General features: G+C 43.1%; 7 protein-coding genes. 3 read left to right on the plus strand and 4 right to left on the minus strand.

Annotated elements, in window-relative coordinates:
* Positions 1–165: 165 nt before the first annotated feature.
* Both RM049_RS12305 and RM049_RS12310 read left to right on the plus strand, forming a co-directional pair.
* The gene (locus tag RM049_RS12305; protein WP_322704359.1) at positions 166–1,464 is read left to right on the plus strand and encodes a P-loop NTPase fold protein; all 1,299 of its coding nucleotides are present in this window, start codon (positions 166–168) and stop codon (positions 1,462–1,464) included.
* A gap of 569 nt (positions 1,465–2,033) precedes the next feature.
* Entirely contained in the window at positions 2,034–6,371 is a 4,338-nt protein-coding gene (locus RM049_RS12310; protein WP_322704360.1) for an eIF2A-related protein, read from the plus strand.
* Positions 6,372–6,831: 460 nt separating this feature from the next.
* Here the strand turns inward: RM049_RS12310 and RM049_RS12315 are convergent, their stop codons facing one another.
* Both RM049_RS12315 and RM049_RS12320 read right to left on the minus strand, forming a co-directional pair.
* The gene (locus RM049_RS12315) at positions 6,832–7,434 is read right to left on the minus strand and encodes a hypothetical protein (protein ID WP_322704361.1); all 603 of its coding nucleotides are present in this window, start codon (positions 7,432–7,434) and stop codon (positions 6,832–6,834) included.
* 66 nt (positions 7,435–7,500) lie between these two features.
* Positions 7,501–8,115 (minus strand): Uma2 family endonuclease, encoded by a 615-nt coding sequence (locus RM049_RS12320; protein ID WP_322704362.1) that lies wholly within the window; start codon positions 8,113–8,115, stop codon positions 7,501–7,503.
* Between the two features lie 228 nt (positions 8,116–8,343).
* Between RM049_RS12320 and RM049_RS12325 the strand changes: the two genes are divergently transcribed.
* Positions 8,344–9,012, plus strand: a complete 669-nt coding sequence (locus tag RM049_RS12325) for an HAD family hydrolase (RefSeq protein ID WP_322704363.1) — start codon at positions 8,344–8,346, stop codon at positions 9,010–9,012.
* A 346-nt stretch (positions 9,013–9,358) separates the two neighbouring features.
* On the opposite strand, the gene RM049_RS12330 is transcribed toward RM049_RS12325, so the two are convergent.
* Together RM049_RS12330 and RM049_RS12335 are read right to left on the minus strand one after the other, a co-directional pair.
* The gene (locus tag RM049_RS12330) at positions 9,359–9,796 is read right to left on the minus strand and encodes a DUF6918 family protein (RefSeq protein ID WP_322675115.1); all 438 of its coding nucleotides are present in this window, start codon (positions 9,794–9,796) and stop codon (positions 9,359–9,361) included.
* A 236-nt stretch (positions 9,797–10,032) separates the two neighbouring features.
* Entirely contained in the window at positions 10,033–13,374 is a 3,342-nt protein-coding gene (locus RM049_RS12335; protein ID WP_322704364.1) for an efflux RND transporter permease subunit, read from the minus strand.
* Between the last annotated feature and the right edge of the window lie 59 nt (positions 13,375–13,433).

The raw sequence follows: 13,433 nt of genomic DNA on the forward strand, positions 1-13,433 counted from the left end.
TTTTACTCCAGCTTTTTATTATCCCATGTTATTTATATTAAGGATAAGTCTATTGGAAGTCCCTTAATCAGCCAGCTTAAAGACTTTTTTCCGAAATAGCCGCTTTATCGTCTGTATAATCACTGAAATGGGCTAGAGCGTCAAGCTGATTTCGGGTAATTTGTGATGAAACTAGATTTAGTCAGGTTTTTTCAAGCTTGCAACCCCAGTAAAACTCTGATTGTGAGCAAACCGGAGGATAGACAATATTATATTGATTTCTCTAAAGTGCGTGGTGCCAAGATTATTGAAGAACTTGGGCGAACTATCACCCGCCTTTCACCTGAAGAACCCACTTGTCAATTGTTTACCGGACATATCGGCTGTGGCAAATCCACTGAATTACTGCGGCTAAAGGCAGAGTTAGAACAGCAGGGATTTCACGTGGTTTATTTCGAGTCTAGCCAAAGCTTGGATATGGCTGATATTGATGTTACAGATATTTTATTAGCAGTAGCTCGTGAGGTTAGTCAAAGTCTAGAAGCAATCAAAATTAACCTCAAGCCTGGATACTTTCAAACTCTGTTTACTGAACTTGGTGAATTTTTGCAAACGCCGATAGAGCTTGGGGGAGAGTTATCTGTAGGTATTGCCAAAATTACTGCCAAAACTAAAGATAGTCCCAAACTTCGCGCTCAGTTACGGCAATATTTAGAACCGCGCACCAACGGCATTTTAGAATCAATCAACAAAGAATTGCTCAAGCCTGCGAGAGAGAAACTTAAGCAGCAAGGTAAAAAAGGACTGGTGGTAATTATAGATAATCTCGACAGAGTAGATAATTCTTTAAAGCCTTCGGGTTATTATCAGCCAGAATATCTCTTTGTGGAACGGGGCGAACAGTTAAACCAGCTAAATTGTCATGTTGTTTATACCATTCCCTTAGTGTTGATTTTTTCCAACGCTTTAGGAAGATTAACAAATCGCTTTGGCGTAGACCCCAAGGTTTTGCCGATGGTTCCTGTGCAATTACAAGATGGTTTGCGATTCTCACAAGGAATCACGCTGCTGCAACAGATGGTGATGGCGAGGGCTTTTCCTGGTGTTAGTTGGGAACAAAGCCAGCATTTAATTACCGAGGTTTTTGATAATTCTGATACTTTAGAGCGACTTTGCCGAGTTAGCGGCGGTCATTTGCGTAACTTGTTGATGTTATTGTTTCGCTGTCTTCAGCAAGAAGACCCGCCTTTGTCGCGGGAGTGCGTAGACAGGGTGATTAAACAACGCCGTAATGAGCTAACTTTGGCAATTACGCCTGATGAATGGGCAGTACTGCGTGAGGTGGCGCAAAAGAAAAGCTTGAGAGGTCATGAAAGATACGAACTTTTGCTTCGCAGTATGTTTGTATTTGAATACCGAAATGAAGATGGTTCTTGGTTTGATGTCAATCCGATTTTGGCTGAAGCCAAGGAATTTAGGTTATAAATCGGCGTATATGAACAATTACCCCCCTTACTCCCCCCTTATAAAGGGCTACGGTGTACACACAAGTCGAATTACCCCCCTCAATCCCCCCGATGCATTGGGGGGAAGCCGGAAATCTAATTCCCTCCCCTTTGCAAGGGGAGGGTTAGGGTGGGGTAAAACCCTGGTTAATCAGCTATTTCAGACTTGTGTGTACACCGTAGCCTTAAAGGAAGAGAGAAATAGAAGTGAGGTTTTCCAGATACCGCGATAAGTCAGGTGCGGGAGCTAGATCAGTAAGTGCGGGAGCTAGATCAACAAGTGCGGGAGCTAGATCAACAAGTGCGGGAGCTAGATCAGTAAGTGCGGAAGCTAGATCAACAAGTGCAGGAGCTAGATCAATAAGTGCGGGAGCTAGATCAATAAGTGCGGGAGCTAGATCGACAAGTGCGGGAGCCGTGTCAGTTGTCATTTTCACAACTACAGCTTTTTACAACTAGCAAAAATCGCCCTTTCTGCCCCCTGCCCCCTGCCCCCTGCTTCCAAACCCATAATTTTATACTTTATGCAAAAGAAAACTGCTGTATGTTATGAGTAATCAGCAAAAACCGGAAAATTTAGCTTTTGATAATCAGAGTTCATTACAAACTTTAGTCAGAGCAATTACCTTTTCTCAGGGGCAGTTTTCGCTGATTATATTGCGCTGTAACTATGCTGCTTTACGTCAGCGAATGGTAGAACGGCTGCACCAATTATCTCCTGTACAGATTCACGAAATTACTTTACCTGCATCAGTCAAAACGCTTTACACAAATATACGCGAACAATTGGGAGATGAACAGCCACCTGCATTGATGGTTTTTGGTTTGGAGTTAGTTAAAAATATTGATACAGTTCTGACTTCAGCGAACCAAGTACGGGAGGAGTTTAGAAAAAACTTCCCGTTTCCGATATTGTTGTGGGTTAATGATTCAGTTCTGCAAAAATTTATTCGATTAGCAACTGATTTAGAGAATTGGGCAACTATCATTGAGTTTAAAAACTCTACGGATGAATTAGTCAACTTCCTTCAGCAAAAAACTGATGAAATCTTTGCTGGTAATGTAACGCCCAATGCCCAAATGTGCCGGGAATTAGAAACCGCTCGTGAAGATTTGCTAAATCGAGGAGAAGTATTAGAAGCAGCACTTCAAGCAAGTTTAGAGTTTTTGTTGGGCTTGAATGATTATCTACATGACCAGATAGATTCTGCTTTAGCATATTATCAACAAAGCTGGGAGTTCTGGCGACGAAGTAATTATTTAGAGCGACAAGGTATATTACTTGTTAATATTGCTTCAGCTTATAACCGCCAAGCCGAAAAAAATCAGACAGAAAATCAACGCTATTGGCAAGAGTCGAGAAATTACCTTGAGCAAGCCATTGAAATTTTTGAACAAGCACAACGTTCAGATTTAGTCGCAAAACATATTACTAAACTGGGTGGAGTGCTACGACGTTTACAAACATGGTCAGAGTTGCAAAGCCTTGTGGAAAAGTCTCTGCCGCTACATCAAAATTATGGCACGCCGTTGCAGTTGGCTAAAGATTATGGCTTTTTGGCAGAAATAGCTTTAGAGCAGTTACGCTGGGATGAAGCTCATCAACTCGCAGGGCAAGCATTGCAAATATTAGCTGAGATACCTAACTTACAATCAAATGAATTTGGATTGTATCGGTTTATTTTAGCCAAATCTCAACAGGGTTTAGGTCAATATCAAGTAGCAATTAATAGTTTAAAAACTGCAAAAGCTGAAAGTAATCATCAGTATAACCCACAATTATATATATCTATATTAGAAAGGTTGCGCTTACTCTATTTTGAACAAGGTGAATATCTCAAAGCGTTTTATATTAAGCAAGAGCAGTTACAAATTGAACAACAGTATGGTTTCCGTGCTTTTGTTGGTGCATCTTATCTCAATCCGCAGCGACAGGCAATTAGTTCTGCATTGCAAGTAGAAAATTCTGAAACAATAGCTGAAGAAATTGCTGCTTCTGGTCGGGGACAAGATGTGAAGCGGTTGCGAGAAAGAATTGGCGGGACTGAGCATAAATTGACTGTAATTCATGGTCAGTCAGGAGTGGGTAAAAGTTCAATTTTGCAGGGTGGATTAATTCCGGCGTTGCAACAGCAAGCAATTGGTGAGCGAGATGCTTTACCTGTTTTGTTGCGAGTGTATACAGATTGGGTGGGGATGTTGGGGCAGAGTTTGGCTAAGGCTTTTGAGGAAGTCAGAGGTAATCAATTATCTGTTAATCTTGATTCTTCAGCAGCTATTTTAGAACAATTACGGAGAAATGCTGACCGAAATGTGTTGACGGTTTTAATGTTTGACCAGTTTGAGGAGTTCTTCTTTGTTTATCCAGACCAAGGTCAACGACGAGCATTTTATGAGTTTTTACGAGTTTGTCTAGATATTCCTTTTGTCAAGGTAATTCTGTCTTTGCGAGAAGATTATTTACATTATTTATTAGAGTTAGACCGTCTGTTTAATTTGACTGCAATTAATAATAATATTCTCGATAAAAATATTCGCTATTATTTAGGTAACTTTTCGCCAGCCGATGCGATGGCTGTGGTGCAGAGTTTAACAGAACGCTCTCAATTTTATCTTGAGCCTGCGCTCATCGATCAATTAGTGCGGGATTTAGCAGGTGAATTGGGGGAGGTACGCCCAATTGAGTTGCAAATTGTGGGGACGCAATTGCAAACTGAGAAAATTACAACTTTAGAAAAGTATCGTCAGTTTGGCACTAAAGAAAAACTGGTTGAGCGATTTTTAGAAGAAGTTATTCAAGATTGTGGCGCGGAGAATGAACAGGTTGCTCGACTGGTTTTATATTTACTCACAGATGAAAATGGTACTCGTCCCCTGAAGACTCGTGCTGAGTTAGCAGCAGATTTGCCAGCAGAAGCCGATAAATTAGATTTGGTGTTAGAGATTTTTGTGGACTCAAGGTTAGTATTGCAGTTACCAGAATCGCCTGCTGACCGTTATCAATTGGTGCATGATTACCTCGTGTCGTTCATTCGCCAGCAACAGGGCAATGAAATATTAGCAGAACTTGCAAGAGAACGAGAACAACGCTTTCAAGCAGAAGAAAAGCTGAAGCGGGAACAAGATGCAAGGCAGATATTAGTTGATGCTCAACAAGAAGCCAAGCGACAAATTCGCCAAGGGCAGATGCAGCTGAAGGTGAGTTCTGGTTTAGCGGTGTGTCTATTATTATTTGCAGGTATATCATTTTTATATACATTGAATCAAATTCAAGTGGCTAACAATGCTGGTAATAAAAGGCAACTGGCAGAAAATACACTTAAAACGGCTGAAGCAAACTACAATCAAGTAACTCAAAGCCTAAAAGCTACACGAAAAGAACAGGTAGAGATACGGAAGAAAGCGCGAGAATTAGAAGTTAAAAAGAAAGATGCAGAGCAAAAGTCTAAACTAGCAAAAGCAGAAACTACAAAGGCAAACGCAAGCTTGCGTCTTGCCAAAGCAGATTTAGAGAACGTAAATCAGCAAGCAACAAAACTACAAGAGAAAAACGCCCAAGCAGAGAAAAAAATTCAAACAGCTAACGAACAAGTCAAAACTGCTCAAGAGAAAGCACAACAGGCAAATAGACAACAACAGGAAGCAGAATCTAAAACTAAACAGGCTCAAACTATTTTGAGTCAAGCAGAAGTAGCCCTGACAAAAGCAGAGACAGCACAAAAAGAAGCACAGCAAGGAACAAACTTAGAACGGGCGGGAGTTAATGCCTTAAGACAGTTTGAGTATACCGAGTTAGAATCGCTGGTGTCAGCAGTGCAGAGTGGTAAAGAGTTAAAAAGTCTGGTAAAAGATGGTCGCCCTTTAGAAAAATATCCAGCTATCAGCCCTATTTTTGCTTTGGATAGTATTCTCAATAAAATTAAAGAACGTAACCAGTTTCAAGGGCATCAAAGCATTGTCAATAGTGTGAGTTTCAGCCCGGACGGCAAAACCATCGCCACGGCATCATCTGACAAGACAGCGCGGTTGTGGAAGCTGCAAGGGCAACTGCTGCAAGAATTCAAAGGGCATCAAGGCGAAGTCTTAAGTGTAAGTTTCAGCCCGGACGGCAAAACCATCGCCACGGCATCAGCTGACAAAACAGCGCGGTTGTGGAACCTGCAAGGGCAACAACTCCAAGAATTCAAAGGGCATCAAGGCTATGTCTATAGTGTGAGTTTCAGCCCAGACGGCAAAACCATCGCCACAGCATCATCTGACAAGACAGCGCGGTTGTGGAATTTGCAAGGGCAACAACTCCAAGAATTCAAAGGGCATCAAAGCTATGTCTGGGGTGTGAGTTTCAGCCCAGACGGTAAAACCATCGCCACGGCATCAGCTGACAACACAGCGCGGTTGTGGAATTTGCAAGGGCAACTGCTGCAAGAATTCAAAGGGCATCAAAGCGATGTCTATAGTGTGAGTTTCAGCCCGGACGGCAAAACCATCGCCACGGCATCTTATGACAAGACAGCGCGTTTGTGGAACCTGCAAGGGCAACTGCTGCAAGAATTCAAAGGGCATCAAGGCGATGTCTTAGGTGTGAGTTTCAGCCCAGACGGCAAAACCATCGCCACGGCATCAGATGACGGAACAGCGCGGTTGTGGAACCTGCAAGGGCAACTGCTACAAGAATTCAAAGGGCATCAAAGCTATCTTAAAAGTGTGAGTTTCAGCCCGGACGGCAAAACCATCGCCACGGCATCTTATGACAACACAGCGCGGTTGTGGCCTGTGGAGAATTTAGACCACTTGCTAGTGCGGGGTTGCAATTGGCTGCATGATTATTTGCAGAATAACCCGAATTTGGGTGAGAGGGACAAGCATCTGTGCGACGATATCAAGTAAAAGCCAAGTGAAAAATTATGCATCGCCGGATTAATATCAGCTAGCCAGATAAAACGTGATTGCGGGTGCAACGATCGCAAAGCGTCTCGTAGAAAAGAGAAGCAATCACAAGCTCGATCCGGTAGCAATGCGATCGCCTGAAAACAGATTTTCATTATAGGATAGGCGATCGCCTCTATCTATTCGATGTAGCTCAAGCAATATTTTGCGATCGCCCTCTCATAGTGAATCAAAGCGATTTTAACCAAAGCGCGATGGCACTACTTGTACTTGTCCATTAGGCGATCGCTTCTTTAATTCTTCTGCTTTTATAGCCCAATACGGTTGGGTTAAGGGTTATTGGTACAAAATATTGGGTTTTGAGACGCGATAAATCGCCGTCTCTACAAGTGTTTTGGTCTGCGATCGGGGTTTACTTGCAGTCTCATCTACTCCTTAAGCCTAGATGCGATCGCCTGCATCAGCCATTTTGCACCATCCAAACCAGTTTGCCCAAAATTTGCTCAACAGGTGGCAGTGGATAATCGGTCAGATCAATCGTAAGAGTTTGCTTTTCTAGTTTCAGAAACCGCCAAACTGTACCACTCGTTACCGTTCCGTAGATGGTTGAAATCGGTTGCTGCTTCTGTTGATTAAAGCGTTGAGCTGCCACCATCTCGGCTAAACATTGTCCCAGTGCTGGTTTAAGGTCTTCTTTCTTCGCTGACACCAAAACTACCGCCGGAGCCTTAATAAACAACTGCTCTGGAGAGCGACTAATGAGAAAATCGACATAACCCGTCAAATCAATTTCTGGCTGCACACTGAACTCTTCACCCGAAAAGACACTAATTTGTCCTTTGAACTGACGTTTGACTTCTAACAAAACTGGATTGATAATACCTTCAGAACGCGCTTTTTCAGTACTGACTGCGATCGCCCAAGGCAGCGTTTCTTTCAGTGTATCTTTGAGTAAAGAACTTGGATTGACTGGGGAAATTTCAGGCAGAAAGCGATCGCCTTCAATGATAGTGAGTTGAAAATCCTCTACAGCTTTACTGAGGGTAAATTTACTATAAGGCATCAGGATTTTCCCTATTATTTTTTTATATAAAAACTATTTAATTAACGCGTAGCGAGCAAGATACTTTCAATCCCAAACCCGTCGCAAATTCAAGACAAAACCTGGTAACACCGCTTCACCCGACAACTCAGCAGGATTCTCTAACACTTCCACATCTTTAGCCAGTCGATAAATTTCCACCCGTCGCTGCTGCGGATCGATTAACCAACCAAGTTTCGCGCCATTGTCGATATACTCCCTCAATTTATCTTGCAGGGACTTGAGGGTATCTGAACTAGAGCGTAACTCAACTACAAAATCGGGGCAGATATTAGCAAACGTTCCTTTTTGTGCCGAAGTAAGCGCCTGCCATCGTTCTCCACTCACCCAAGAGGCATCGGGGGAGCGGGTCGCACCATTGGGTAAAATGAAGCCTGTAGAAGAGTCAAAGACTTTACCAGGTTCGCCCGCATTACGCCACCACAAATACAATTCGCCAGAAATACTGCAATTTCGCTCTCCAGTTTCCCAGCCTGTTGGTGGGTTCACTATTAACTCTCCTTGTGCGGTTCTTTCCAGCCTCAACTCTCGGTTGGCTGCGGCTAAAGCAGCAAACTGTTCTTGGGTAACATACAGCCCAATGGACTTAGGCAACTCAATCAATAGGGTTTCGGTTTCTGGAGTGGCGGGTGTTTGTACCATCTTGACCTCAAGGATTCGTTTAGGAGGCAGGAGGCAGGGAGCAGGAATTAGAAAGAAGCTTTTTATGTTTGATGAATCAGTGCTGCTTGTAGTTCACTTACTTGCAATCTGCTGTAATTATAAGCGATCGCCTTCTCAACTCTTACCCTGTTCTGTTCTGATGGGACGATGAACTAAAATATTTGCCATGCCATCATCAATGAAACAAAACGTCAGTCGAGGTTTTTCATGGCTTTAGAGGGAGTGATTTTAGATATTGATGGCACACTGGTATTAAGTAATGATGTTCATGCAAATTCCTGGGTAGAAGCATTTGCAGCTTATGGCTTAGAAGTGCCATTTGAAAAAGTCAGACCACTTATAGGTATGGGTGGAGATCAACTGATTCCCAAAGTAGCGCCAGAATTAAATAGCGAAGAAGGAACTGGCAAAGCGATCGCTAAACGGCGCAAAGAACTCATATTGAACAAATTTACATCGCAAATTACTCCTGCCAATGGTACCAGAGACTTAATATTAAAGATGCAAAAATCGGGATTACATCTAGTTGTTGCTAGTTCAGCAAGTTCTCAAGAACTTGACATATTACTCAAAATTGCTCAAGTAGATGATTTAATATCGGAAGTAACTACATCCGATGATGCCGAAGCGTCTAAACCTGCCCCTGACATTGTACAAGCCGCCTTGAAAAAAGGGCAAATGACCCCCGATAAAGTAGTGATGCTAGGTGATTCTCCTTATGATATTGAGTCTGCCGGCAAAGCAGGAGTAGGTGTAATTGCTTTGCGTTGCGGTGGTTTTAGCGATGAACAACTATCGCTTGCGATCGCAATTTACAACGATCCAGAAGATTTACTACAGCACTATGACTCTTCTATTCTGGGTGCAAATGCTTAAATATTAAAAGAAGGAAGAAGGGTAGGCGATCGCAGTCAATTCATTAACGAAGCTGTGCAATATTATACTACTCAAAAAGCCTTAGTCAATCTTGGAGAACAGTTATAGCAAGGGACTGGGGACTAGGGACTGGGGACTGGGTGAAAAGCCTTTTTGTGTCTAAATTTTATCATCTGTTAATGTCCTAACCATTTTGGCTGTTGCTATAAAAGAAAGAGCCATCCAACGGGCGGGACTTGATTTGAAGTTGGTAAAATTTTGAGGCGATATCTGGTGAAAAGCTACTTTGCATCTGCGCTTCCCACTTTTTTAGAAGACGCGATTAATCGCGTCTCTAACCTTTGGCTCAGACCTTAGTGTAATTATTGATTACCTTAGCTAAATCTGGCACTGCTTCTTCTACGTGCTTTTTGGCGGAACCGCGAAGTTTTTCATAGGTTCCTCGCACAATTTGGCGGGTTGAGTTCTTGACTCTCGCATCGGTAACACTCAGTAGCGCGTCTGCTGTATCAGAGCGATTTGCACTCAGATATTCAACTGGATCGCCTTTCTCTACGCCTCTACTCCAGATGGGATCGAGAGCTGTAAAGCATTGCGGTAATATCTGCTCAACGACATAAGGAATATACCCTGGCTTAATCCCTTTCAAAGCAGCAAAGGCAGTTTTCAAAGCGATGCCGCTCATGCCTGACTTGGATGCAAGCTGTCCTTCAATCATGTTGCAACAATCATCTACGACCATAGCCTTTTTGGTCGGATTCAAAAGTCCCTCACTAAGTCCCATTTCACTCTTCCTTATCTAAGTATTAATTCTATTCGGCTAATTTTTTTAGCAAGCAGGAAATTACAGAAAATGGTATCAGAGTTAGAGATGTTGTGGATAAGCTGATACGCTTTTAAGCTGCATAGTTGAGAAGAGGCAAGGGGGCAGGGGAGAAATCAATTCAAAATTCAAAATTCAAAATTCAAAATTCAAAATTAAAGAACTTCTGCCCCCTGTGCCCCTGCCTCTTATGAGACTTAAGAGCTTATCCCATCCTCCTGAGACCTAAGTTGCGTCTCTGGATGACTTGAGCCAGCAGGTAGAACTTCATGTCTAGTTCTCGAAGCTCCATTTGGTGAATCTGGAGGATTTGAACCTCCTCGCTTCCCAGGTAATATAGCCTGAGCCAAGCTCTTAACCAAAATATAGAGAATTGGCACTAAAAACAAACTCAAGAATGTGGAAAGCATCAGCCCCCCAAACAGCGCTGTTCCTAAAGACCAACGGCTGCTGGCTCCAGCCCCTTGAGAAATCACCAGGGGCAAAAATCCTAACAGTGCAGCAAAGGAAGTCATTAAGATTGGTCGCAAACGTTCTTGTCCCGCTTTCACCGCCGCCCTTGTGTAGCTCATGCCCTGCTCGTGCAGTTGATTGGCAAATTCCACGACTAAAATCGCGTTTTTTGCAGCTAGACCAATCAAAGTTACCAAACCTACCTGGCAATAGATATCATCGACCACTTTTGGAAAGAGGCTACCTACCATGAAAATATTGGAACGCAGCCAAATCGCTGTCATTGCTCCCAAAACTGCCAAAGGAACTGTCAGCAAAATAATAATCGGGTCAACGTAGCTTTCATACTGAGCTGCCAGCACCAGAAAGACAATAACGATCGCTAAGGCAAAAATCAAGCCCGTAGCTCCCCCTGATGTCTTCTCTTGGAGATAAGTCCCTGTCCACTCATAACCAAACCCTTGAGGTAAGTTCTCTGCTGCTAGTTGCTCCATCGCTTTAATCGCCTGTCCAGAACTAGCACCGGGAGCCGGAGCGCCCTGTACTTTGATTGACCTGTACAAGTTGTAATGGGCGATGGTTTTCGGCCCCACAAAGGGAGTAATTTTCACCAAACTGCTCAACGGAATCATCGCCCCATTGGCAGAGCGAACATACAGCTTGCCAATATCCTCTGGATTAGAACGGAACACTCCATCTGCTTGGACATATACCCGATACTGTCGCTGTCCCTGCACAAAGTTATTTACATATTGCGACCCCAGATAAGTTTGCAATGCCCCAAAGATGTCGTTAATTTCAACATTGAGAGCTTTGGCTTGGTTGCGGTTTACCTGAATGTCAAATTGGGGAGTATCTGCGGTGAACTGAGTGAAGACTCCTTGGAGAACAGGGCTTTTACGTGCTGCCCCAATCAATTTTTGAGCAGCATCAATTAGGCTTTCAATCGGCGCACTGCCGGTTTTGTCTTGAACGATAAACTCAAAACCACCCGTAGTACTTAATCCTCTCACTGGAGGAGCATTGACTGCGATCGCTCTAGCTTCTGTAATTGTAGATAGCTTTGCGTTCAGTCTTTGAAGTATGCCATAAACAGATTGAGATTGTTCAGTTCTTTCTTTCCAGGGTTTCAGGTTAGCAAAGGCAATACCTAAATTAGAAGCATTACCGTCGAAACCAAAGCCACTGATCATAAAACTAGCTCTAACTTCGGGAGCCGATGTGACTTCTTTGACTACCTTATTCATCACAGATTCGGTATATTTCAAAGAAACCCCGTCAGGCCCCTGGACAATGACAAAGAAGTAACCTTGATCTTCCTCTGGAATAAATCCGGTAGGTACTGCTCTGTACATCAAAACTGTTGCTAATAAACCAGTGAGAAAAACGCCAATTACAATCGGCTTGATATGGGTAAGGTAGCTAATAAACCCGACATATCGCCGCGTGAACCAGCTAAATCCTCGATTAAATTGGGTAAAAAACCACCCCAAAGGGCCGCGTGGAGTCTGAGCAGGGCGCATGAGGATGGCTGCCATACTCGGAGAGAAGGTTAAGGCGTTGAAGGTGGAAATGCCAATGGAGCAAGCAACGGTTAAGGCAAATTGTTTGTAAACAATCCCAGTAGTGCCTGGAATAAAGGCAACTGGAATAAATACCGCCATGAGTACAAGTGAAGTGGCAATGATTGCCCCAGTTAACTCCTTCATGGCTTCCACAGCCGCTTCAAAGGGTCTCATACCCTGCTCTAGTTTGACTGCAACTGCCTCGACCACAATAATGGCATCATCCACGACGATCCCGATCGCGAGAACAAAACCAAATAAGGTGAGTGTATTAATTTGAAATCCTAAAACCAACAGAGCCGCACACGTCCCAATCAAGGAAACGGGAATCGCCACAGTCGGAATGATCGTGGTACGCCAGTCTTGTAAAAAGACAAAAATTACCAAGACCACTAGGACAATTGCCTCAACCAGAGTGTGCAGAACTTCTTCTAAAGAAATTTCTACAAACGGAGTGGTATCAAATGCCAACTCGGCTTTGAGTCCAGGTGGAAAACTTTTCTCTAATATTTTGATCTGTTCTTCAACAGCATGAGCAACGTTCAGGGCATTACTACCGGGAAGTTGATATATCCCCAAACCCACGGCTGCCTTGGGAGCATTTCCTGGAATAGTGAATTTGGCATCAGCCAGATAGTTCTCTGCTCCTAGTTCAACTCGACCGACATCTTTGACTTTAACTAAAATGCTATTGGTGCTATTACTAGTGCTATTAGTAGTGTTATTACTGGTGCTACTAGTAGTACTGCCTGGAGTAACTTTCAGCACCATATCCTCAAATTCAGCCGCATCTTTAAATCGACTGGTTGCCCGTAAAGCAAATTCAAAGCTTTGATTATCTGGTGCTGGTTCCTTACCAATCGACCCTGCACCCACTTGAATATTTTGTTGTTGCAGGGCAGCTGTTACATCTTGAGGAGTTAGTTGATGTTGGGCAAGCTTGTTGGGATCGAGCCAGAGACGCATCGCATATTTGCGTTCTCCAAAAACCCTGGCACTTCCTACACCAGGAAGCCGTTTGATCTGATCGAAAATATACAAATCGACATAGTTACTGATAAAAATGTTGTCATACTCATTATTTTCTGAGTAAAACCCATAGACCAGCAGCAAACTGCTCGATGCCGTTTCAACAGTTACACCTGTTCGTTGAACGGTATCAGGCAATTGAGGTGAAGCCAGTGCTTCTTTATTTTGAACGTTTACTTGAGCAATATCGCTATTGACATTAGTGGGAAACGAGACAGTTATATTGCTGGAACCATCATTACCCGTATTAGAAGATATATAAGATACATCTTTAACACCATTAATTTGTCGCTCAATAATGTTGGTGACAGTATTTTCTGTTGTTTGAGCATCTGCACCAATATTGTTAGAGCTAACTGTAATTTGTACTGGGGCAAGGTCTGGTAGCTGAGAAATGGGAAGAATCGGTATACAGATGCTTCCCAGCAGCAAGATAATGAACGTGCAGACCGTCGTCAGCACTGGCCGCCTGATGAAGGTATTGACAAACATAAATCAAGCAATAATGGAATTGTTTCAGACTGGTTAGGAACGTAGTAGCTTTTTATTAA

It is taken from the genome of Nostoc sp. DedQUE04 (assembly GCF_034530995.1).
Classification (GTDB): domain Bacteria; phylum Cyanobacteriota; class Cyanobacteriia; order Cyanobacteriales; family Nostocaceae; genus Nostoc.

Coding starts and splice junctions, on each gene's coding strand:
- RM049_RS12310 (WP_322704360.1), top strand. CDS start 2,034: ATGAGTAATCAGCAAAAACCGGAAAATTTAGCTTTTGATAATCAGAGT.
- RM049_RS12315 (WP_322704361.1), bottom strand. CDS start 7,434: ATGCCTTATAGTAAATTTACCCTCAGTAAAGCTGTAGAGGATTTTCAA.
- RM049_RS12325 (WP_322704363.1), top strand. CDS start 8,344: ATGGCTTTAGAGGGAGTGATTTTAGATATTGATGGCACACTGGTATTA.
- RM049_RS12335 (WP_322704364.1), bottom strand. CDS start 13,374: ATGTTTGTCAATACCTTCATCAGGCGGCCAGTGCTGACGACGGTCTGC.
- RM049_RS12320 (WP_322704362.1), bottom strand. CDS start 8,115: ATGGTACAAACACCCGCCACTCCAGAAACCGAAACCCTATTGATTGAG.
- RM049_RS12330 (WP_322675115.1), bottom strand. CDS start 9,796: ATGGGACTTAGTGAGGGACTTTTGAATCCGACCAAAAAGGCTATGGTC.
- RM049_RS12305 (WP_322704359.1), top strand. CDS start 166: ATGAAACTAGATTTAGTCAGGTTTTTTCAAGCTTGCAACCCCAGTAAA.